Raw genomic sequence first — 19,682 nt, forward strand, 5'->3', positions numbered from 1 at the left:
CACCGGGACGGCAGACTTGGCGGACGGGATGCCGCTACCGCCGCCGGACCGGGGAGCGGTCACGCGAGGTGACCGCGCCGATGATCGAGCCGGTAATCCAGGCCAGCAGCGGTCCGACCACCACGGTCAGGCCGAGGGCCAGCCACTGGGACGGGGTCAGGAAACCGGTGTAGAACTCGGAGTGGCCCAGTACGTCCCGTACGAACTGACTGAACGTGGGCAGGACGCCGACGACGACTCCGAGCACGGTCCCGGGAAGGGCGAGGAACAGTGCCTGCGCGGCGGAGAACTTGCGTAGCAGGCCGGGGCCCGCGCCGATCGCCGTGATGGTCGACATGTCACGCCGTGACTCCGTCGCCGCCAACATCACCACCAGCAGCACCGTGCCCAGGGTGAGCAACCAGCTCAAGGCGACGGGAATGGTGACCCACATTGCCCGTTCGCCGTCGACCGCAGGGGTCTCAACGCTGACGTAGGGGGTGTTCGTCGGCCAGATTCCCATGGTCGTGCCGGCGGCCGCGAGGAGGGACGGCCGCGAATCGAGGAGGAAGGTCTCACCCTGGTACTCCGACTCGAGGTTGAAGGACGCCGCAGTGCTTGGGCTCAGCGCCACCTGGTCACTTCCGGTGTCACCCGTGAGACCGGGGACGACGACCGCCGGAATCCGCAGCGTGTCATCCGGGGGTCCAGGTTCGTCGTCGGAGTAGCCGGCCGAGTAGCCGTAATACGGATCGTATTCGCGCAGATCGAGGGGAAGCTCATCGCCGTCGAGAAGATCCGGGTTCGAGACCACGGCCTTGCCCTCGGCGAGAGCGTCGACCGCAGTGCGGACAGTACGTTCGTCGATGTCGGAGTAGGTGGAGAACAGGTTCCCGTCGGTGACCCGAATATTCGCCCAGTCATAGAACGGGTAGGAGCCGGACGAGTATCTCTCGTCGTCGAAGCGCAGACTCACGTTGAAGGTGCTGCCGTCGACGGTGCGGTACTCGACGTCCGCGAGCGGGTAGTGGGACAGGGCGCCCAGTCGGTCCCCGATCTTGTCGATCTCGTCGGTGTAGAGCGACTCATCCCCGCCCTGGTACGTCGACATCACCGCCACGTTGTCGCGGTAGTGCGTCTGGACCTGCGTGTTATAGGACAACGTGAGCACGGAGGCGGCGAGGAACGTCGTGCCCGCGATGGCGGCGATGGCCGGCACCGTCCGGTGGTTATTGCGCAGACTGTCGCGCACCGCCAGCCGTCCAGCGGTGGGCAAAATGGTTCCGAGGCGGGACAGCAACCACACGCACAGACCGCTGCTGAGGACGACACCGATACCTGCGACGGCGATGCCGAGGAGCGCGAAGTTGTTGGAAGCCGCGATCAGGACGACACCGGGGATCAGGAACAGTGGGCCGATGAGCATCCGGAGCCGGAAGCCTGACATGCGCTGGCTCCCACCATCCGCCAGCGCCTGTACGGGATCTTCCTTGCCCGCGCGGATGGCAGGGACCAGTGCCGATGTCACCCCGCAGATCAGGGCGACGGCCCCGGTGACCGCAGCAGCAATCCAGGACCAGTAGAACGACCCGGCGCCGTAGAGGGATGTCAGCGCAGCGCCGACTCCCACGGACAGGACGAGACCCAGGGCCGTGCCGATCAGCCCGACGAGGAGGCCCTGCGCGAGCATCGTCAGTCGTAGGTCGCGGGCAGCGGCGCCGGTGGCGCTCAACAGCCCCATCGCGCGGCGTTGACGTCGCGCGGAGACGGCGAACACGGGGGTGACCACGGCGGACACCAGCAGGATTCCGAGAGCGAGGAACCCGAGGGATGCCGCCGTCGCGGGGCCATCGAAGTACGTGGATCCGAAGTCCCCCTGGTGGTGGACACTCGGGGCAGAGGGGAACTCCCCTGTGGAGGACTCGACTGCCTCCGCAATCTCCTCGGCGCGCTCAGAATCGTGCGGCATGTACCAGGTCACGTTCATCGCGGAGCGGTTAACCGGGACGTCGTTGGCGCTGACGACGGACCCCTGGTAGTCGGCGCTGATGACGGCCGTCAGCTCGGCGCCGTCCACGGTGACGGTGTCGCCGTCCTCGGCGTCCAGCAGGAAGGCAGCCTGATTGTTGAGGTGCACGGTGCCGGAGTCGACCTCGGGGCCGGTGCCGTCCGCCGAGGGGAGCACAGTGATGGCAGTGAGGTCGACCGACCTGTCTCCCTTGCTGAACTCGGACTCCTGGAGGGTTGCGGGGGACAGTGAGTCCGCGAGGTCGCCGATGGCACCGCGGAGCTCCGCGCCCTGGGCGTCCACGGTGTCCATGGTCGTGTCCTGTGCCTCCTCCCTCTCGAACTGCAGCGAACTGGCACTGTTGATCGGGGAGTTCTGGGAATCACGGTCGTAGCCGAGCGCCATCGAGGCGAACCCCACGATCAAGGACACCGGCAGGGCGAACAGCAGGAGGGCAACGACGGTGCGCACCTTGTGGGAGGCGAGGTCGCGCCGGGCGAGGCGGAAGGCCACGCCGGCCCGGGCGGTGGGGGAGGATCTGGTGGTGGGTGTAGTCATGGCAATCACTCCACGATCCGGCCGTCGCGCAGGTGCACGGTGCGGTCCGCCCAGGCGGCGAAGCGGGGCTCGTGGGTGACGAGCAGGCCGGCAGCACCGTCCTTCACCCGGTCGCGCAGCAGCGACATCACCGACTCCGCGGTGACCGAGTCGAGCGCGCCGGTGGGCTCGTCGGCGAGGAAGAGGTGACGGTCGCCGATCAGCGCGCGGGCCACGGCCACGCGCTGCTGCTGGCCGCCGGAGATCTCCGACGGGAACCGGTCGGCGGTCTGGGCGAGGTTGATCTCCTCCAGTGCCGCGACGGCGGCGGCGCGGGCGTCCTTCCGCTTCGTCCCATTGAGTTCCAGGGGAAGGGAGACGTTCTCTGCCACGGTGAGGGTGGGGATCAGGTTGTAGTCCTGGAAGACGTAGCCCACGTGGGTGCGGCGCACCTCGGCGCGGGCCTGCGGCGAGAGGTGGGAGACGTCCACCCCGGCGACGAGGACGCGTCCGTCGCTGACGGTGTCCAGCGTGCCGGCCACGTTGAGCAGCGTGGACTTGCCGGAGCCGGACGGGCCCATCACGGCGACGAGTTCGCCCGGCTCGATGGTCAGACTGACCTTGTCGAGCGCGGTGACGGTGGTGGGGCCATCCTGGTGGAACCGGCTGACCTGGTCGAGGTACAGGGCGGCGGCGTTGGTCGTCGCGTCCTGCGATCGGTTGCCGGAGAGGCGCCGGGGGGACAGGGGTGAGGTGTCGTTGGGGCGAGTCATGGCGTCAGTTCTCCTCGGTAGTGGTGGCGGGCGGCAGTGATTCGACCTGGTCGAGCCAGCGGATCTGGGACTCCATGTCGAAGATCCGGCGCTCCAGCTGCAGCCGGTCGGCCGCGGTGGACGGTGGAACCTCCGCTTTGCTCTTGGTGAGCGTGCGGAGTTCGTCGAGGACGGCGAGACGTTGGTTGTGTAGGACGGAGGCGAAGTCCATGCCGTCCGGCAGGCGGCCGGTGGCGGACGCCGCCATCGCGGTCTTGATCACCAGGTCGTCGCGGTCATTGGGTGGCGGCAGGATGGGAGAGTGCCACCAGGCGGTCAGCTCGGCACGGCCGGTGTCGGTGACGGCGTAGACCTCGGTATGCCGTCCGGATTCCCCGGTGTCGGACCCGGTGGGTTCGACGAGGCCGTCGCGGGTGAGGCGTTGGATCGTCTGGTAGACCTGTCCGACGTTGACCGGCCAGGTGGCGCGCGTTCGGTCCTCGAAGTCGGACTTCAGCCGCCCGACGCTGCGGGGTTGCTCGGCCAGCAGGCTGAGCAGTGCGAACTTGATGGACATAGTGCAGGTTCCTTGCTGGAATCGGGGTGCTTACTCGGTAAGTTCCCCTGAGGTTACCGGGTAAGTTACCGGGTAAGCAAGGGGGTGGGCGAGTTGCGTACAGAAGGCCCCGTGTCCCTGTCCCCTGTGCCCCAGCGTCCCCTGCGTCCCCCGCGCGACCTCAGTCGCGCAGCCCCTCCTCCAGGATCTTCACCACCAGTTCCTGGACCTCCGGGTGCGCGGGCATCTCATCGTGACGCACCCGGCTGACCCCCTGGTCCTGCAGGAACGCATTCCACACCCGTGCGGGGCCACCCTCGCCATCGCCGGAGTCCGGCTCCAAGAACGCGGTCTCATAGGGGACCACGGTGGTGTCATTGCGGGTGGCCAGGCAGGAGTACCGGATCCCTGGGCGGGTCTCCGGCGCGGTCGTCATCGTGTCGATCAGCGGCGAACCCACCACCTGCTGCAGTCCTGCCGGACCCATCATCTTGCTGATCACCGTCTCGGCCACGCGCACGGTGGTCTCGCTGGCGGTAATCACCGAGGCCATCAGCCCGCGCACCGTGGTGCCGTGGTGCGGGGAAGAGAGCGTGACCAGGTGGTGGATCCGGTCGGCACCGCCCATCTCGTTGATCCAGTAGCGGGCGATCAGACCACCCTGGGAGTGTCCGACGATGTCGATCTTCTCCGCCCCGGTGGCGGCGAAGACCTGGTCGATGTAGGCGGCGATGTCCTTCGCCGAGGTGATCACGTCTTGCGTGCCGTGCACCCCGTAGTCCGGCGCGAACACCACCCACCCCTTGTCACGCAGGGAGACCACGAGGTTCTGCCACGCATTCTTCGACGAGATCGTGCCGTGCAGCAATACCACCGGATACGGGTGTTCCTCGGTGGGGCGGGCGTGCCAGAGGTCGTCGACGAAACCCACCGTGTACTGGCGCGCGCCAATCGGCAGAGTGGTTGACCCCCCTGGCAGCTGCGGGGTGCGTGGCAGCAGCCGGGAGGGGAACTCCAGGGTATTGCGCACACCATCGGTGAACTGGGAGAGCTGATTGAGCAGCGCCTTCCCGGGAGCCTCCAGGAACTGGCCCTGCTGTGCTTGCTGGGCCTCCTCCTCCGCTTCGGCGATCGCCTTGGCGATGGCTTCGATCTCGTCCTCCATCAGTCTGCGCTGACGTCCGAACCGGTATCGACGCCGCGTGCCCGCAGCCCCGCACGGATCTTCTCCGCCGCCTCGTCCATCTTGTCGGCGTCGGTGTCGCCCATGCCCAGGGCGTTGGAGAGGTCGTAGCCGGACATGTCGGAGGCCGGGAATACGTGGATGTGGGCGTGGGGGACCTCGAAGCCGGCGATGAGGTAGCCGGCGCGCGGTACGTCGAAGGTGTCCACGATTGCCGCGCCCACATGCTGGGCGACCTCGTTGAGGTGAGCCCACAGTGCGGGCTCCAGGTCGGTCCACCGGTCGACCTCTTCCACCGGCACGACCAGGGTGTGGCCGTAGGCCACGGGCTCGATGGTGAGGAACGCCGCCACGGTCTCGTCACGGTAGACGAACCGGCCGGGGAGGTCGCCGGAGATGATGCTGCTGAATACGGAAGACATGGCGTCGATCGTAGCGGCTAAACTGGTCAGCCATGCGCACACTCGTCATCGGCAATGGAGCCCGCGAACACGCCCTGGCCTACTCACTGTCCACTGATCCCGAGGTCAGCGAGGTGCACGTCGCACCCGGCAACCCCGGCCTGGCCGGTGTTGCCACGCTGCACCCCGGCCTCAAGGCCGACGACGGGGAGGCCGTCGTTTCCCTCGCCCGGGAACTCACCGCGGACCTGGTCATCGTCGGCCCGGAGATCCCCCTGGTCGCCGGCGTCGGCGATGCGCTGCGTGAGGCCGGGTTCCCGGTCTTCGGCCCCTCGGCTGCCGCCGCGCGCATCGAGGGCTCGAAGGCTTTCGCCAAGGAGATCATGGCGTCCGCCGGCGTGAAGACCGCCCACGCGGAATCCGTACTGCCGGGCGCCTCGTCCGACGAGATCGCCGCGGCCGTCGACCGTTTCGGCCCGACGTGGGTCGTGAAGGACGATGGGCTCGCAGGCGGCAAGGGCGTCGTGGTCACCCCCGATCGGGAGGAGGCGTTCGAGCACGTGCGCCACGTGCACGCCGCCGGTAACCCGGTGCTGCTGGAGAGCTTCCTCGACGGCCCGGAGGTGTCGCTGTTCTGCCTGGTCGACGGGGAGACCGTGGTCCCGCTGCTGCCCGCGCAGGACCACAAGCGCGTCGGCGACAACGACGAAGGTCCCAACACTGGCGGCATGGGCGCCTACACGCCGCTGCCGTGGCTGCCGCAGGACGGTGTGCAGACCATCGTCGACGAGGTCGTCGCCCCCGTCGCCGCGCAGATGGTGAAGGAGGGCTGCCCGTTCTCCGGGCTGCTCTACGCCGGCCTGGCCTGGGGTGCCGACGGCCCCGCCGTGGTCGAGTTCAACTGCCGCTTCGGTGACCCGGAGACCCAGGCCGTCCTCGACCTGCTGACCACCCCGCTCGGCGGCGTGCTCAATGCGGTCGCCACCGGCACCCTCGCCGAACTGCCCGCCCTGCAGTGGAAGGACGGCTACGCGGTCACCGTCGTGCTCGCCGCGGAGAACTACCCGGGCACCCCGGTCACGGGCGTGGAGATCTCCGGTGCCGCCGCCGGCGACGAGGCCCGCGGCATCCGCGCCGCCGGCGTTGCCGCAGGGCAGGACGGGACGCTGGTCTCCGCCGGAGGCCGCGTCCTGAACGTCATCGGCACCGGTGCGACGCTGGAGGGCGCCCGCGCCGCCGCCTACGCCGAACTGGACAAGGTCTCGCTGCCCGGCGGGCACTTCCGCACCGACATCGGCCTCGCCGCGGTCGAGGGACGCATCGCGGTGCCGGGACAGTAGCCGGTCGGTAGCCGTCACTGTTCTGTAAAGGGCGAGCGGATAGTCTGGACGGATGATCAACAGAACTCTCCGCCGCACCTGCGCGGCCGTCACCACGGCAGGCCTCCTGCTCGGTGCGGCCGCGTGCTCGTCCGACAGTGAGTCCGACTCCGGTGACGCCACGTCGGGCGACCCGGCGGACATGATGCTCACCGACTCCGACACCCCCGCCGGCTGGGAGTGGAGCGACGCGGCCGAAGTCTTCGAGGATGGCAACGACGACGACATGTCCGAACTGCTGGACGCCGCCAACGCCGTGGTCACCGACCCCGAGCAGTGTGCGTCCATTGCCCCATCCGTGGTCTCGATGCTCGCGGAGCTCTACGACAACCCCGACACCACCGCCGCGGCCGGATTCCTCCCGCAGGAGGACTCGAACCCCGGTGTGGTCAACGCGATGATCTCCACCGACCCGGAGAACACTGGGATGGCATTGCCGGACGATCTGTCGGAGTGCGAGTCCTTCACACAGCGTTCGGAGCTGGAACCTGAGCGTCCGACGGTGAACTTCCAGGCGGACGCCACCGACGCCGAGATCCTCGGTGCCGAGAACGTCCACGTGATCACCGTGGTCAATGACGCGGATTCGGAGCAAGGCGACAACCCGCTCTCGGTGGTCGTCGGCACCGTCGACGGCGTGGCCTTCCGAGTCGATGCCAGCGGTATCGACGAACCCCAGATTCTCATGGATCTCGCCGACCGCCAGGTCGACCGGATCCGCGGCACTGACCCGGACGCGAAGTGACCGATGCCTGAAGGCCATGTGATCCACCGGCTCGCCGACGAACTCACCACCCGATTCGCCGGACGGCCCGTCAACGTCTCCTCCCCGCAGGGACGCTTCGCCACCGAGGCCGCCGCGCTCGACGGACATCTCTTCGCCGGTGCCGAGGCATGGGGAAAACACCTCTTCCTGCACTTCGGCGACCCCTCCACGCCGGACGCCCGGATCATCCACATCCACCTTGGCCTGATCGGGACCTTCACGCTCGAACCATTCGCCGAACCCCGCGGCCAGGTGCGCCTGCGCATCGACGACGGGGACGTTGCCGCCGACCTGCGTGGCCCGCAGCGCTGCGTCGTCGTCGGACCGGCGGAGGAGGACGCTGCGTTGGCGAAGCTCGGCGTCGACCCGCTGCGACCCGTCGACGCGACGACGCCGGACGCCGTCCTGAACGAGGAGAAGCGGCAGCGCGCGTTCGCGCGCACGCGGCGCTCGTCGAAACCGATCGGCGCGCTGCTGATGGACCAGTCGATGTACGCCGGGGTGGGCAGCATCTACCGCACCGAGGCACTGTTCCGCGCCGGCATCGACCCCACGCTGCCGGGATCGTCGCTGAGCGAGGGCGAGCTCTCGGACATCTGGGACGACATGGTCGTACTCATGGACTACGGGCTGGAACACGGCCGGATCGACACGGTGCGCGACGAGCATACCCCGGAGGCGATGGGGCGCGAGCCGCGCAAGGACGACCACGGCGGCGAAGTGTACGTCTACCGTCGCGCCGGCCTGCCGTGCTTGGTGTGCGGCACGCCGGTGGAGCTGGGGGAGATGGCCGCGCGCAAGATCTACTGGTGCCCGGTGTGCCAGGCGGGGCGGTAGCCGGTTCTGATGTACCGGGTCACTCGCCGTCGACGTCGAAGATATCGGCGACGTCGGTGAGGATGTGGTCGGCACCGATCGGACTGACCGAGGTCATCCATGTCCCTTCGTCGACATCGACCTTGCGTCCGGCGAAGGCCTTCCACGTGGCGGTGTCGAGGACAGCGTCCGAGATTGCCGCCCACTCCGCCGCCTTCGCGGTGCCTTCTTCTGGCACTGCGACGAGCAGGAGGTTGGCCTCGGCCTGGTCCAGGTTCTCCCGCGAGACCACGTACATCCCGTAGTCCTGACCGGGGTAGCCGGACTCTTGGTTGGCCGGACGGGGCAGCCCGACCATCGCCAGGACCGAACCGGAGAACGTGTCCTCGCCGTACAGCCTGATCGTGTTCTCGTCCTTGATCCGCACCACGCTGACGTCCGGCACGCCGTCGCCGTCGCCGTCACTGGCGCTGTCGGCGTCGCGGACGCGATCGCCGATGCGTCCTGCGCGCTCTGTGATCGCGTCGAGCCGCTCGCGGGCCTCGTCGGCCTTTCCGAGGGCCTCACCCGTGAGCAGGTAGTTCTCCTGCCACGTGTCGCCGGTGTCCTCGCTGAAGATGGTGGGGGCGATCTCCTCCAGCTGGTCGTAGTACTGGGCGTGCCGGACGTCGGACGAGAGGATGAGATCAGGGTTCAGCGCGGCGATCTTCTCCAGCTGCGGTTCGGAGATGTCACCGACCGACTCCACGTTCGTCGCGCGTGCCGCCTGCTCGTCGTCGAGGTAGGACGGAACAAGGTCCGCGCCGATGTCGGAGACACCGACGACCGTCCCGCCGAGGTCTACCGCGTAGTCCAGGAAAGCGTTGTCGAGCGCGATGATGCGTTGAGGCGCTTGTTCGATCTCGGTCGTGCCGCGGAAGTGGTCCACGGTGAGGGGGAAAGCTTCCGAGGAGGCTGCTTGGGTATCTGTGTCTGTGCTGTCTGCGCTGTCGGCGGCATCAGAGGAACAGGAAGTTAAGGCCAGGCCGGCGACGAGGGCCGGAATCAGGGCTGCGCTGCACGCGCGAATGATCTTCACGAGTTAAGGATAGCGTCACTTTAGTAGCGAGCGGCAGGGTTCCCGTAAGAACCAGGGCCGATTCTGTCGGCCGGGAACAACGCGCATGACAGAATCGGCCCCGGTTCGTCCTCACGCGACTGGTTGCGGGGTCTCTTCCGCACCGCGGGTATGGGATACTGGTTGCCGTGGCTGACAAAAAGAAGATCTCGAATGTCCTGGCGAACCGCTACGCCTCCGCTGAACTCACCGGCATCTGGAGCCCGGAGGACAAGATCCTCATGGAGCGCCGCCTGTGGATCGCGGTGATGAAGGCGCAGAAGAACCTCGGTGTCGACATCGACGGTGCGGCGATCGCCGACTACGAGCGGGTCATCGGCACCATCGACCTGGCGTCCATCGCCGAGCGGGAGAAGGTCACCCGCCATGATGTGAAGGCACGCATCGAGGAGTTCAACGCCCTGGCGGGCCACGAGGACATCCACAAGGGCATGACCAGCCGCGACCTCACCGAGAACGTCGAGCAGCTGCAGATCCACCGGTCGCTGACCATCGCCCGCGACAAGGCCATCGCCGTGCTCGCGCAGATCGGACGTCACGCAGGCGCCTACAAGTCCTTGGTCATGGCCGGACGCTCGCACAACGTCGCGGCGCAGGCCACCACGCTGGGCAAGCGCTTCGCCTCCGCCGCCGACGAGCTCATGGTCGGTATTGAGCGGATCGAGAACCTGCTGGACCGTTACCCGCTGCGTGGTGTGAAGGGCCCGATGGGCACCAGCCAGGACATGCTCGACCTGCTCGGTGGGGACGCCGCCAAGCTCGCCGCCCTGGAGCGCACCATCGCCGATGAGCTCGGCTTCGCCCGCATCTTCGACTCCGTCGGCCAGGTCTACCCCCGCTCCCTCGACTTCGACGCGGTGTCCGCCCTGGTGGAGCTGGGTGCGTCGATGTCGTCGCTGTCGATGACGATCCGTCTGATGGCCGGCAACGAGACGGTCACGGAGGGTTTCAAGGAGGGGCAGGTCGGTTCCTCGGCGATGCCGCACAAGATGAACGCGCGCTCGTGTGAGCGCGTCGGCGGCCTGCAGATCATCCTGCGCGGCTACATGACCATGGCCTCCGACCTCGCCGGCTCGCAGTGGAACGAGGGCGACGTGTTCTGCTCGGTGGTGCGCCGCGTGGCACTGCCGGACGCTTTCTTCGCCTTCGACGGCATGTGCGAGACCTTCCTCACCGTCCTCGACGAGTTCGGCGCCTTCCCCGCGATGATCGACCGTGAGCTGGAGCGTTACCTGCCGTTCCTGGCGACGACCCGCATCCTCATGGCCGCCGTCCGTGCCGGCGTGGGCCGCGAGACCGCCCACGAGGTCATCAAGGAGAATGCCGTGGCCGTGGCGCTGAACATGCGTGAGAACGGCGGCGACCAGGATCTGGTCCAGCGTCTCGCCGCGGACGCGCGACTGCCGTTGGACGAGGACGCGTTGGACGCTGCGCTCGCCGACCGGCACGCCTTCATCGGCGCGGCCGAGGACCAGGTCGCCCGCGTTCTTTCCCGCGTTAATGCGCTGGTGGCGGCTCACCCGACTGCCGCGGCGTACCGCCCGGACGAGATTCTCTAGAGCGCGAGAACGTCCAGCAGCATCCACGCCCCGAAGCCGGTCAGCAGGATCCCGGAGAACGCCGTCACCACGGTGTTCAGGCGGGGTCGCCCGGTGAGCACGCTGCGCGCGAAGACCGCCACGATGAAGTAGACCACCAGGACCTCGGCGATGAAGATGCTCCCGAGTAGTCCGGTCTGCGCCGCGGAACTCCATCCGTCCGGCGTGAGGTACTGGGGCAGCAGGGCGAGCAGCAGCATCATCGCCTTCGGGTTGATGCCGCTGACCCCCATGCCGCGCAGATACAGGCTCAGGTCGGTGGTTCCGGGGGAGGACGCAAGGGGCGCGTCGGACGCCCCGCTGCCGGCGGCCGTCACTGCGCCGCCGCCGGCGCGCAGGCTCAGCAGCGTGCTCACGCCCAGGTAGGTGATGTAGCAGGCGCCGACCAGGGTGAGCACGCTCAGGACGTCCGGATGTGAGGAGACCAGCGCGCCGACGCCCACGGCGATGACGGCGACGAGCAGGACGTAGCCGCTGGCGAGTCCGAGCACGGGCGGGGCCACCGACTTGCCGCGCGGGCCGGCGCTGATGACGTAGGCCCAGTCCGCACCAGGCATCATCGTCAGGAGGGCGGCGGTGGCGGCGAACTGCAGGACTAGTGAGGCTTCCATGGGGTGAAAGTTTATTGCAGGTCGCTTGAAATGTGTTTCGAAGTTTCGGCGCTCAACCGCGCTGCTGTGGGATAATCTTCGGCATGGATGCCGTGGACCGAAAAATTATCTCACTGCTTCAGCAGGACGGGAGGATGAGCGTCACCGACCTCGCCGAGCAGGCGCGGTTGAGTGTGTCGACCTGCCACCGTCGCCTGCGCGATCTGGAGGGCAGTGGGGTGATCCGTGGCTACCATGCCGCGGTCGACCCGGAGGCCCTCGGACTGACCTTCGAGGCGCTGGTCATGGTGACGATGGGGCGCACGGACCAGGCCACGGTCGCCGCCTTCGAGGAGGCCGTCGCCCGCGAACCGGCCATCGTCTCCGCGGAACGGTTGTTCGGGGAGACCGACTTCATCCTGCGCACGCTCACCCGGGACCTTGCCGGCTACCAGGAGCTTTACGACGCGGTGCTCGGCACCCTCCCGGGTGTCGAGCGGTTGAACTCCACCATGGTGATGAAGCGCGTCGTGGACGGGACCAGGGGTCCTACTCCACGGTGACGAGGAGGTCGCCGCCCTCGACCTTCGTCGGCTGACTCATCACCACGCGCGTGACCTTGCCGGCCACCGGGGCGGTGATGGTGGCCTCCATCTTCATCGCCTCGATCACCGCGACCGCGTCGCCAGCCTCCACCGAATCGCCGACAGACGCATTGACGGTGACCACACCGGCGAAGGGTGCGGCGACGTGACCGTCCACGCTCGGGTCGGCCTTCTCCGCAGCAGCGGTGACCGACTCCACCGAGCGGTCACGCACCCGCATCGGACGGATCTGCCCGTTGACGGTGCACACGACCTGGCGCATGCCCTTGTCGTCGGGCTCGCCGACGGCATCCAGGCGCACCACCATCGGCGGGTTGTTGTTGATACGCACCACGGTCTCCTCGCCCTCGACGAGGCCGTAGAGGAACTGGCGGTCGGTGAGGATCGACACGTCACCGAAGGTGCGCTTGTGCTCGGCGAAGCCCTTGGCCTCCTTGGTGAACAGCAGGCGGCTCAGCGCGCCGCGGCGCTGGTCGGACGTCCCGGCGTCGAGCAGTGCGGCCTCGTCGTCGGGCACCTCGACGGTGCGTGAGGCGGTGTCGCCGCGTCCTTCCAGCGCGCGGGTGCGCAGCGGTTCGGGCCACCCGCCGGGCGGGGTGCCCAGCTCGCCGCGCAGGAAAGCGATCACCGAGGCGGGGATGTCGTAGCGCTGCGGGTCGGCGGCGAAGTCGGCTACCGACACCCCGGCACCGACGAGGTGCAGGGCGAGGTCGCCGACGACCTTGGACGAGGGGGTGACCTTGGTGGGCCGGCCGAGCAGGTTGTTGACCTCGGCGTAGGCGTCCTCGATGAGTTCGAAGCGATCGCCCAGCCCCAGCGCGGTGGCCTGGGTGCGCAGGTTGGACAGCTGCCCGCCGGGGATCTCGTGGGTGTACACCCGTCCGGTCGGGCCGGCGAGTCCGGACTCGAAGGGGGCGTAGACCGCGCGCACGGCCTCCCAGTAGGGCTCGAGTGAGTTCACCGCGTCCAGCGAGATGCCGGTGTCGCGCGGGGAGTGGGCCATCGCCGCGACGATCGCCGACAGCGAGGGCTGGGAAGTGGTGCCGGCCATGGAGGCAGCGGCACCGTCGACGGCGTCGACGCCGGCGTGGGCGGCGGCGAGGTAGGTCGCCAGCTGGCCGCCGGCGGTGTCGTGGGTGTGCAGGTGCACGGGCAGGTCGAAGTTCTTGCGCAATGCGGTGACCAGGGTGTGCGCGGCGGTGGGGCGCAGCAGCCCGGCCATGTCCTTGATCGCCAGCACGTGTGCGCCGGAGTCGACGATCTTCTCGGCCAGTCGCAGGTAGTAGTCCAGGGTGTAGAGGTCCTCGGCCGGGTCGGCGAGGTCACCGGAGTAGGCCATGGCGACTTCGGCGACGGCGGTGCCTGTGTCCAGGACCGCGTCGATGGCGGTGCGCATCTGGTCGATGTCGTTGAGGGCGTCGAAGATGCGGAAGATGTCCACCCCGCCTGCGGCGGCCTCGGCGACGAAGGAGCGGCACACCGAGTCCGGGTAGGGGGTGTAGCCCACGGTGTTGCGCCCGCGCAGCAGCATCTGGATGTTGGTGTTGGGCATCGCGGCGCGCAACTTGTCGAGGCGTTCCCAGGGGTCCTCGTGCAAGAACTGCATTGCCACGTCGAACGTGGCCCCGCCCCAGGCCTCCACGGACAGCAGTTCGGGGGTGAGTTGGGCGACGGCTTCGGCGGCGTCGACCAGCGGGTTGGTGCGCACCCGGGTGGCCAGCAGCGACTGGTGGGCATCGCGGAAGGTGGTGTCGGTGACGCCCAGGGCATCTGCCTCGCGCAACTGGCGGGCGAAGCCGGCGGGCCCGAGTTCGAGCAGCCGGTCGCGCGAGCCGGTGGGCAGGGCGATCTCGGAGTCGGTGCCCTTGCCCTTACCGTTGCCGGTGGCGAGTTCGGGCAGCTTGCGCCGCGGCACGACCTCGGTCGGACGCGGCCCGTTGGGCTGGTTCACGGTGACGTCGGCGAGGTAGTCCAGCAGGCGTCCGGCCTCGTCGTCGGCCGGCGGGGCGGTGAGCAGGTGCGGGTGATCGGCGATGAAGGACGTGGCGATGCGGTGGTGGCGGAAGTCGTCCTCACGCAGCAGCGCGCGCAGGAAACCGATGTTGGTGGCCACTCCGGAGACGGTGAACTCCGCCAGGGCGCGCTGGGCGCGGGCCACGGCCTGGGCGAAGTCGGCTCCGCGGCAGGTCATCTTCACCAGCATCGAGTCGAAGTGCGCGGAGATCTCGCCGCCCAGTGAGGCGGCGCCGTCGAGGCGCACACCGGCGCCACCCGGGGAGCGGTAGGCGGTGATGGTGCCGGTGTCGGGGCGAAAACCGTTGGACGGGTCCTCGGTGGTGATGCGGCACTGCAGTGCCGCCCCGCGGGTCACGATGTCCTCCTGGCGCAGGCCCAGGTCTTCCAGGGTTGCGCCGGCGGCGATCTGGATCTGGGACTTGACCAGGTCGATCTGGGTGACTTCCTCGGTGACGGTGTGCTCGACCTGGATGCGCGGGTTCATCTCGATGAACACGTGGTTGCCGGCCTCGTCGACGAGGAATTCCACGGTGCCGGCACCGCGGTAGTTGATCGACTCGCAGAAACGCACGGCGTCGGCGCAGATCTTCTCGCGCAACTCCGGGTCGAGGTGCTGGGCCGGGGCGATCTCGACGACCTTCTGGTGGCGACGCTGCAGCGAGCAGTCGCGCTCGTAGAGGTGCACCACATTGCCGGTGCCGTCGCCGAGGATCTGGACCTCGATGTGCTGCGGGTTGATCACGGCGCGTTCGATGTAGACCCGGGCGTCGCCGAAGGCGGCCTCGGCCTCGCGGGAGGCTTCGGCGGCGCGGGCGGCGAGCTCGTCGGGGGAGCCGACGAAGCGCATGCCGCGTCCTCCGCCGCCAGCAACGGCCTTGACGAACAGCGGGTAGGTGCGGCCTTCGGCGAAGGAGACGAGTTCGTCGATGTCGGCGCTGGGCGCGGAATCATCGAGGATCGGCAGGCCGGCCTTCTCGGCTGCTTCCACGGCGGCGGACTTGTCGCCGGTGAGGTCGAGGGTCTCGGGGTCCGGACCGATGAAGGTCAGGCCGGCCTCGGCGGCGCGGCGGGCGAGGGTGGCGTTCTCGGAGAGGAAGCCGTAGCCGGGGTAGATCGCGTCGGCGCCGGTGTCGAGGGCGGCGCGGATGACCTCGTCGATGTTGAGGTAGGCCTTGACCGGTGAGTCGTCGGTACCGATGCGCACTGCTTCGGAGGCGAAGGAGCGGTGGAAGGAGTTCCGGTCCTCGCGGGGGTAGACGGCCACGGTGGTGGCGCCGGTCTCGAAGGCGGCGCGGAAGGCGCGCACGGCGATCTCGCCGCGGTTGGCGACGAGGATCTTGGAGAACGAGTGCGGGCTGGCGTCGGCGAGGGTCGTGGAGTCGGCCATGTGAGGCGTCCTTTCCGAAGGGGGCTGGTGGGGCAAGTTGGTGCTGTGTGGTCAGACCAGACCTAAAGAATACTGGTGATCTACGCCACTGTCGAGAGGGTAGGGGGGATACGCGATGCGCCCGCGGCGACGGTGGGGACCGTCGACGCGGGCGCGTACGGGAGGGGGAAAGCGGGTCAGGCGCGGATATTCTCCTCGACCGAGCGCTGCTCCTCACCGTTGTAGGCACTGAGCGGGCGGATCAGGGCATTGGACTCGTTCTGCTCCACGATGTGGGCCGTCCAACCCACCACGCGTGCCATCACGAAGATGGGCGTAAAGAACGGGATGTCGATGCCGAGCATGTGGTACGTCGGCCCGGCGGGGAAGTCCAGGTTCGGCAGGATGCCGGTGCGCTTCTCCATCGCGGCCTGCATGTTGTCGTACATCTGGACCCACTTCTCACCGTCGTGGTTGGCGGCGGTGCGGCGCATCGCGGCCTCCATCGACGGCACCCGCGAGTCGCCCTTCTTGTACACGCGGTGGCCGAAGCCCATGATCTTCTGCTTGTTGTCGGCCTTGTCGAGCACCCACTCCTCGGCCTTCGCCGGGTCGTCGACCTCGAGGAAGTTGTGCATCACGGCCTCGTTCGCCCCACCGTGCAGCGCGCCCTTGAGCGCGCCGATCGCACCAGTGACCGCGGAGTACACGTCCGCGGTGGTGGAGGTGATCACGCGTCCGGTGAAGGTGGAGGCGTTGAAGGAGTGCTCCGCGTACAGGATCAGCGACTGGTCGAACGCCTTGACGTCGTCCATGTTGTTGGCCGGGGAGTCCGGCTCATCGCCGAAGCACATGTACAGGAAGTTCGACGCGATCCCGCGGGTCCGCGACGGCGGGATGAACTCCAGGCCGCGGCGCCGGCGCATGTCGTAGGCGATGATCGCCGGCAGTTTCGCCAGCAGGCTCACCCCGGTGCGACGCACCGTGTCGGAACTGTTGTCCTCATTGGTCACGTCCTGCGTGCCCAACCAGCTCACCGCCGTGCGGACGACGTCCATGGGGTGGGCGGTCTTCGGCAGGGAGGCGATGAGGTCCAGCAGCCCACGGGTGACCGGACGCAGCGCGCGCTCGCGCTGGCCGAACTCCTGGTACTCGCGCCAGGTCGGCAGTTCCTTATTCCACAGCAGGTAGGCGACGTCCTCGAAGTTGCAGTGCTCCACAAGCTCCTGGACGGGGTAGCCGCGGTAGGTCAGGGAGTTGGTCTCCGGGACGACCTTGGACACGGCGGTGTAGTCGACGACCACGCCGTTGAGGCCCTTGCGGATCTCCTGGGTGGTGTCTGCGTTCTTCTCGCTCATCGGGAAAGTCCTTTCTGGTGGTGCACGGTGGTGGCGCGTTAGTTCTCGTCAGGACGGGTGTAGGTGAACACGTCGTTGTCGAAGGCGTTGTACTCCTCGTAGCGCAGCAGCTCGTACAGGCGGGAGCGGTGCTGCATCCGGTCGACCCAGTCGGCCTGGGTACCGGTCTCGGCGATGTCGGACAGGGCGGCCTCGACCTGGCCCATCGCGATGCGCAGCGTGGTGACCGGGTAGATCACCGCGTTGTAGCCGATGTCCTGCAATGTCTGTGCGCTGAGCAGCTCGGTCTTGCCGAACTCGGTCATATTCGCCAGCAGGGGGGTGTCGACCGCGGCGCGGAACTTCTCGAAGTCCGCCGGGGTGTGCAGCGCCTCGGTGAAGATCAGGTCCGCACCGGCATCGGCGTAGGCCTTCGCCCGCTCGATGGCGGAGTCGATGCCCTCGACACCGGCGGCGTCGGTGCGCGCGCAGATCACGAAGGAGTCATCGCGACGCTCATTGACCGCCGCGGTGATCCGACGCAGCATCAGCTCGGTCGGCACGACTTCCTTGCCGTCGAGGTGACCGCAGCGCTTCGGGTTGACCTGGTCCTCCAGGTGGCAGCCGGCAACGCCGGCGTCCTCCAGCTCGCTGACGGTGCGGGCGGCGGACATCGGCTCGCCGAAGCCGGTGTCGGCGTCCACCAGGACGGGCAGGTCGGTGGAGCGGGCAATCTGGCGGGAACGTCCGGCGACCTCGGTCAACGTGGTCAACCCGATGTCCGGCAGCGCCAGGTCAGCGGCGACGACGGCGCCGGAGACGTACACGCCGTCGAGGCCGGCCTCCTGGATCGCACGGGCGACCAGCGGGGAGAACGCCCCGGGGATGCGCTGAATCGTGCCGGACGTCAGCCCCGCGCGGAACTTCTTCCGCCGCTCGGTGGGGGTGACGTTGCTCGAGAACAGGCCCGGCATTTAGAACAGCCCCTCGGTGATCTTCGGGGCGCGGGCCAGCACGTCCTCGGAGAAGGTGACGGTGAGCTGGTTGAGGTCACCGGCGCCGAGCTCCAGGGTGTTCGTCGCGGCCTCGAGGAAGCGGTCCTGCTCCTTCTCGTCGACCAGGCCCTCGGCCAGGGTGCGGAACTTGCCGATGTACTGCTCGCGGGTGAACGGGTGCGCACCCAGCGGGTGGGCATTGGCGACGGCCAGCTCGTCCTCCAGGACGCTGCCGTCCTTCAGGGTGATCACGGCCTTGGCGCCGAAGGCCTTCTCGGCCGGGTCGGTGGAGTGGTAGCGGCGCGTCCACTCCGGGTCCTCCACGGTGGAGATCTTGTTCCACAGCTCGATGGTCTCGGCGCGGTGCGCGCGCTCCGGGGAGTAGCTGTGCTCGTGGTGCCAGTCGCCGTCCTCCAGGGCCACGGCGAAGATGTACATCACCGAGTGGTCGAGGGTCTCGCGGGAGGCGTCCGGGTCGAACTTCTGCGGGTCGTTCGCGCCGGTGCCGATCACGTAGTGGGTGTGGTGGCTGGTGTGCAGGACGATGGACTCGATCTGCGACGGGTCCACGCCCTGCTCACGCAGCTGCGAGCCCATGCGACGGGCCAGGTCGATCGGCGCCTGGGACTGGTACTCCGCGGAGTGCTGCTTGGTGTAGGTGTCCAGGATGCCGCGCTTCTCCTCACCGGCGCCGGGAAGCGGCACGGTGTAGTTGGCGTCCTTACCGTCCAGCATCCAGGCGATGAAGCCGTCCTCGCCCTCCCAGATGGGGGACGGGGCACCCTCACCGCGCATCGCGCGGTCGACCGACTCGATGGCCATCTTGCCGGCGAATGCCGGGGCGAAGGCCTTCCAGGAGCTGATCAGGCCCTTGCGGGACTGACGGGTGGCGGTGGTGGTGTGCAGCGCCTGGCCGATGGCCTGGTAGATCGTCTCGGTGTCGAGCTTCAGTAGCGTGCCGATGCCCGCGGCGACGGACGGGCCGAGGTGGGCGACGTGGTCGATCTTGTGCTCGTGCAGGCAGATGCCCTTGACCAGGTCGACCTGGATCTCGTAGCCCGTGACGATGCCGCGCACGAGCTCCGCACCGGACAGACCCTTGTGCTGGGCGGTGGCCAGGATCGGCGGGATGTTGTCGCCCGGGTGGGAGTACTCCGCGGCGAGGAAGGTGTCGTGGAAGTCCAGCTCACGCACCGCGGTGCCGTTGGCCAACGCCGCCCACTCCGGGGAGTAGGTGCCGGGCACGCCGAAAACGGTGGCACCGGGGGAGTAGGGGTGGCTCAACGCCTGGGAGCGCGCAGTCGACGGCGGACGACGCAGCACGGAGGCCACGGCGACGGAAGCGTTGTCGATGATGCGGTTGACCGCCATGTCGGCGGAGTCCTGCGGGACGGCCACCGGGTCGGCCGCGACTTCGGCGACCTTCCAGGCCAGGTGCTCCTTCTTCGGGAACTCTTCAGCGGAAGGGTGGACGCGGACGGTGTGCTTCTCCACGGGGTGGGGCTCCTAGAGGCTCTCGGTGTGAGACGCGCCGACCGGCCCAGGGCGTGCTGTGACAGTCGACACATCGTTTCCGCGTCCACTATGCCACTGGATACCGGGATAAATGTTCTGTTTCGGAAAGGGTGCGTGCCGGGCGCGGTGTCGTCACCCCCGGCGTTGTCCGGTACCTCACTGGATA

The 19,682-nt window shown here is 68.2% G+C and carries 16 protein-coding genes; 5 read left to right on the forward strand and 11 right to left on the reverse strand.

Going from position 1 to position 19,682, the window contains the following annotated elements; genetic code table 11:
* Positions 1-34: 34 nt before the first annotated feature.
* From ACT3SZ_RS13150 to ACT3SZ_RS13170, 5 genes are all read right to left on the reverse strand, one after another.
* Positions 35-2,545, reverse strand: coding sequence for an FtsX-like permease family protein (locus tag ACT3SZ_RS13150; protein WP_444619306.1), 2,511 nt, complete (start codon positions 2,543-2,545; stop codon positions 35-37).
* A gap of 5 nt (positions 2,546-2,550) precedes the next feature.
* Positions 2,551-3,297 carry an ABC transporter ATP-binding protein gene (locus tag ACT3SZ_RS13155; RefSeq protein WP_444619308.1) on the reverse strand — a complete coding sequence of 249 codons (747 nt, stop codon included), beginning with the start codon at positions 3,295-3,297 and terminating at the stop codon, positions 2,551-2,553.
* 4 nt (positions 3,298-3,301) lie between these two features.
* Positions 3,302-3,853, reverse strand: a complete 552-nt coding sequence (locus tag ACT3SZ_RS13160; RefSeq protein ID WP_444619310.1) for a helix-turn-helix transcriptional regulator — start codon at positions 3,851-3,853, stop codon at positions 3,302-3,304.
* A 160-nt stretch (positions 3,854-4,013) separates the two neighbouring features.
* On the reverse strand, positions 4,014-4,997 hold the full coding sequence (locus ACT3SZ_RS13165; protein ID WP_444619312.1) for an esterase/lipase family protein: 984 nt from the start codon (positions 4,995-4,997) through the stop codon (positions 4,014-4,016).
* A complete protein-coding gene (locus tag ACT3SZ_RS13170) occupies positions 4,997-5,437 on the reverse strand; it encodes an HIT family protein (protein WP_444619313.1) in 441 nt (146 codons plus the stop codon). The genes ACT3SZ_RS13165 and ACT3SZ_RS13170 overlap by 1 nt, the downstream gene beginning before the upstream one ends.
* A 32-nt stretch (positions 5,438-5,469) precedes the next feature.
* Here ACT3SZ_RS13170 and purD point away from each other — a divergent pair, with 32 nt between their 5' ends.
* Genes purD through ACT3SZ_RS13185 form a run of 3 tightly spaced genes read left to right on the forward strand, consistent with a single transcriptional unit; the run spans position 5,470 to position 8,398 of the window.
* Entirely contained in the window at positions 5,470-6,756 is a 1,287-nt protein-coding gene (gene purD, locus ACT3SZ_RS13175) for a phosphoribosylamine--glycine ligase (protein ID WP_444619315.1), read from the forward strand.
* Between the two features lie 52 nt (positions 6,757-6,808).
* On the forward strand, positions 6,809-7,540 hold the full coding sequence (locus ACT3SZ_RS13180; protein ID WP_444619317.1) for a hypothetical protein: 732 nt from the start codon (positions 6,809-6,811) through the stop codon (positions 7,538-7,540).
* Between the two features lie 3 nt (positions 7,541-7,543).
* A complete protein-coding gene (locus ACT3SZ_RS13185) occupies positions 7,544-8,398 on the forward strand; it encodes an Fpg/Nei family DNA glycosylase (protein ID WP_444619319.1) in 855 nt (284 codons plus the stop codon).
* Between the two features lie 19 nt (positions 8,399-8,417).
* Here ACT3SZ_RS13185 and ACT3SZ_RS13190 read toward each other — a convergent pair whose 3' ends face one another.
* On the reverse strand, positions 8,418-9,455 hold the full coding sequence (locus ACT3SZ_RS13190) for an ABC transporter substrate-binding protein (protein WP_444619321.1): 1,038 nt from the start codon (positions 9,453-9,455) through the stop codon (positions 8,418-8,420).
* A 167-nt stretch (positions 9,456-9,622) separates the two neighbouring features.
* Here ACT3SZ_RS13190 and purB point away from each other — a divergent pair, with 167 nt between their 5' ends.
* Positions 9,623-11,053 (forward strand): adenylosuccinate lyase, encoded by a 1,431-nt coding sequence (gene purB / locus ACT3SZ_RS13195; RefSeq protein WP_444619322.1) that lies wholly within the window; start codon positions 9,623-9,625, stop codon positions 11,051-11,053.
* Here the strand turns inward: purB and ACT3SZ_RS13200 are convergent.
* On the reverse strand, positions 11,050-11,703 hold the full coding sequence (locus ACT3SZ_RS13200) for a LysE family translocator (RefSeq protein WP_444619324.1): 654 nt from the start codon (positions 11,701-11,703) through the stop codon (positions 11,050-11,052). The genes purB and ACT3SZ_RS13200 overlap by 4 nt on opposite strands.
* A gap of 83 nt (positions 11,704-11,786) precedes the next feature.
* Here ACT3SZ_RS13200 and ACT3SZ_RS13205 point away from each other — a divergent pair, with 83 nt between their 5' ends.
* Complete coding sequence (locus ACT3SZ_RS13205; protein ID WP_444619326.1) at positions 11,787-12,245, forward strand: Lrp/AsnC family transcriptional regulator; 459 nt, start codon at positions 11,787-11,789, stop codon at positions 12,243-12,245.
* Here ACT3SZ_RS13205 and ACT3SZ_RS13210 read toward each other — a convergent pair.
* The 4 genes from ACT3SZ_RS13210 to prpD all read right to left on the reverse strand — a co-directional run bounded on the left by ACT3SZ_RS13210 (position 12,232) and on the right by prpD (position 19,495).
* Positions 12,232-15,690 (reverse strand): pyruvate carboxylase, encoded by a 3,459-nt coding sequence (locus ACT3SZ_RS13210; RefSeq protein WP_444619328.1) that lies wholly within the window; start codon positions 15,688-15,690, stop codon positions 12,232-12,234. The genes ACT3SZ_RS13205 and ACT3SZ_RS13210 overlap by 14 nt on opposite strands.
* A gap of 176 nt (positions 15,691-15,866) precedes the next feature.
* Positions 15,867-17,027 (reverse strand): bifunctional 2-methylcitrate synthase/citrate synthase, encoded by a 1,161-nt coding sequence (locus ACT3SZ_RS13215; protein ID WP_444619330.1) that lies wholly within the window; start codon positions 17,025-17,027, stop codon positions 15,867-15,869.
* 38 nt (positions 17,028-17,065) lie between these two features.
* Positions 17,066-17,980: a methylisocitrate lyase gene (gene prpB, locus ACT3SZ_RS13220; RefSeq protein WP_444619332.1), complete on the reverse strand. Its 915-nt coding sequence runs from the start codon at positions 17,978-17,980 to the stop codon at positions 17,066-17,068.
* A complete protein-coding gene (gene prpD, locus ACT3SZ_RS13225; RefSeq protein WP_444619333.1) occupies positions 17,981-19,495 on the reverse strand; it encodes a 2-methylcitrate dehydratase PrpD in 1,515 nt (504 codons plus the stop codon).
* Between the last annotated feature and the right edge of the window lie 187 nt (positions 19,496-19,682).

Source organism: Corynebacterium sp. AOP40-9SA-29 (assembly GCF_052377405.1).
Taxonomy (GTDB): Bacteria; Actinomycetota; Actinomycetes; order Mycobacteriales; family Mycobacteriaceae; genus Corynebacterium.

Coding starts and splice junctions, on each gene's coding strand:
- ACT3SZ_RS13150 (WP_444619306.1), bottom strand. CDS start 2,545: ATGACTACACCCACCACCAGATCCTCCCCCACCGCCCGGGCCGGCGTG.
- ACT3SZ_RS13155 (WP_444619308.1), bottom strand. CDS start 3,297: ATGACTCGCCCCAACGACACCTCACCCCTGTCCCCCCGGCGCCTCTCC.
- ACT3SZ_RS13160 (WP_444619310.1), bottom strand. CDS start 3,853: ATGTCCATCAAGTTCGCACTGCTCAGCCTGCTGGCCGAGCAACCCCGC.
- ACT3SZ_RS13165 (WP_444619312.1), bottom strand. CDS start 4,997: ATGGAGGACGAGATCGAAGCCATCGCCAAGGCGATCGCCGAAGCGGAG.
- ACT3SZ_RS13170 (WP_444619313.1), bottom strand. CDS start 5,437: ATGTCTTCCGTATTCAGCAGCATCATCTCCGGCGACCTCCCCGGCCGG.
- purD (WP_444619315.1), top strand. CDS start 5,470: ATGCGCACACTCGTCATCGGCAATGGAGCCCGCGAACACGCCCTGGCC.
- ACT3SZ_RS13180 (WP_444619317.1), top strand. CDS start 6,809: ATGATCAACAGAACTCTCCGCCGCACCTGCGCGGCCGTCACCACGGCA.
- ACT3SZ_RS13185 (WP_444619319.1), top strand. CDS start 7,544: ATGCCTGAAGGCCATGTGATCCACCGGCTCGCCGACGAACTCACCACC.
- ACT3SZ_RS13200 (WP_444619324.1), bottom strand. CDS start 11,703: ATGGAAGCCTCACTAGTCCTGCAGTTCGCCGCCACCGCCGCCCTCCTG.
- ACT3SZ_RS13205 (WP_444619326.1), top strand. CDS start 11,787: ATGGATGCCGTGGACCGAAAAATTATCTCACTGCTTCAGCAGGACGGG.
- ACT3SZ_RS13210 (WP_444619328.1), bottom strand. CDS start 15,690: ATGGCCGACTCCACGACCCTCGCCGACGCCAGCCCGCACTCGTTCTCC.
- ACT3SZ_RS13215 (WP_444619330.1), bottom strand. CDS start 17,027: ATGAGCGAGAAGAACGCAGACACCACCCAGGAGATCCGCAAGGGCCTC.
- prpB (WP_444619332.1), bottom strand. CDS start 17,980: ATGCCGGGCCTGTTCTCGAGCAACGTCACCCCCACCGAGCGGCGGAAG.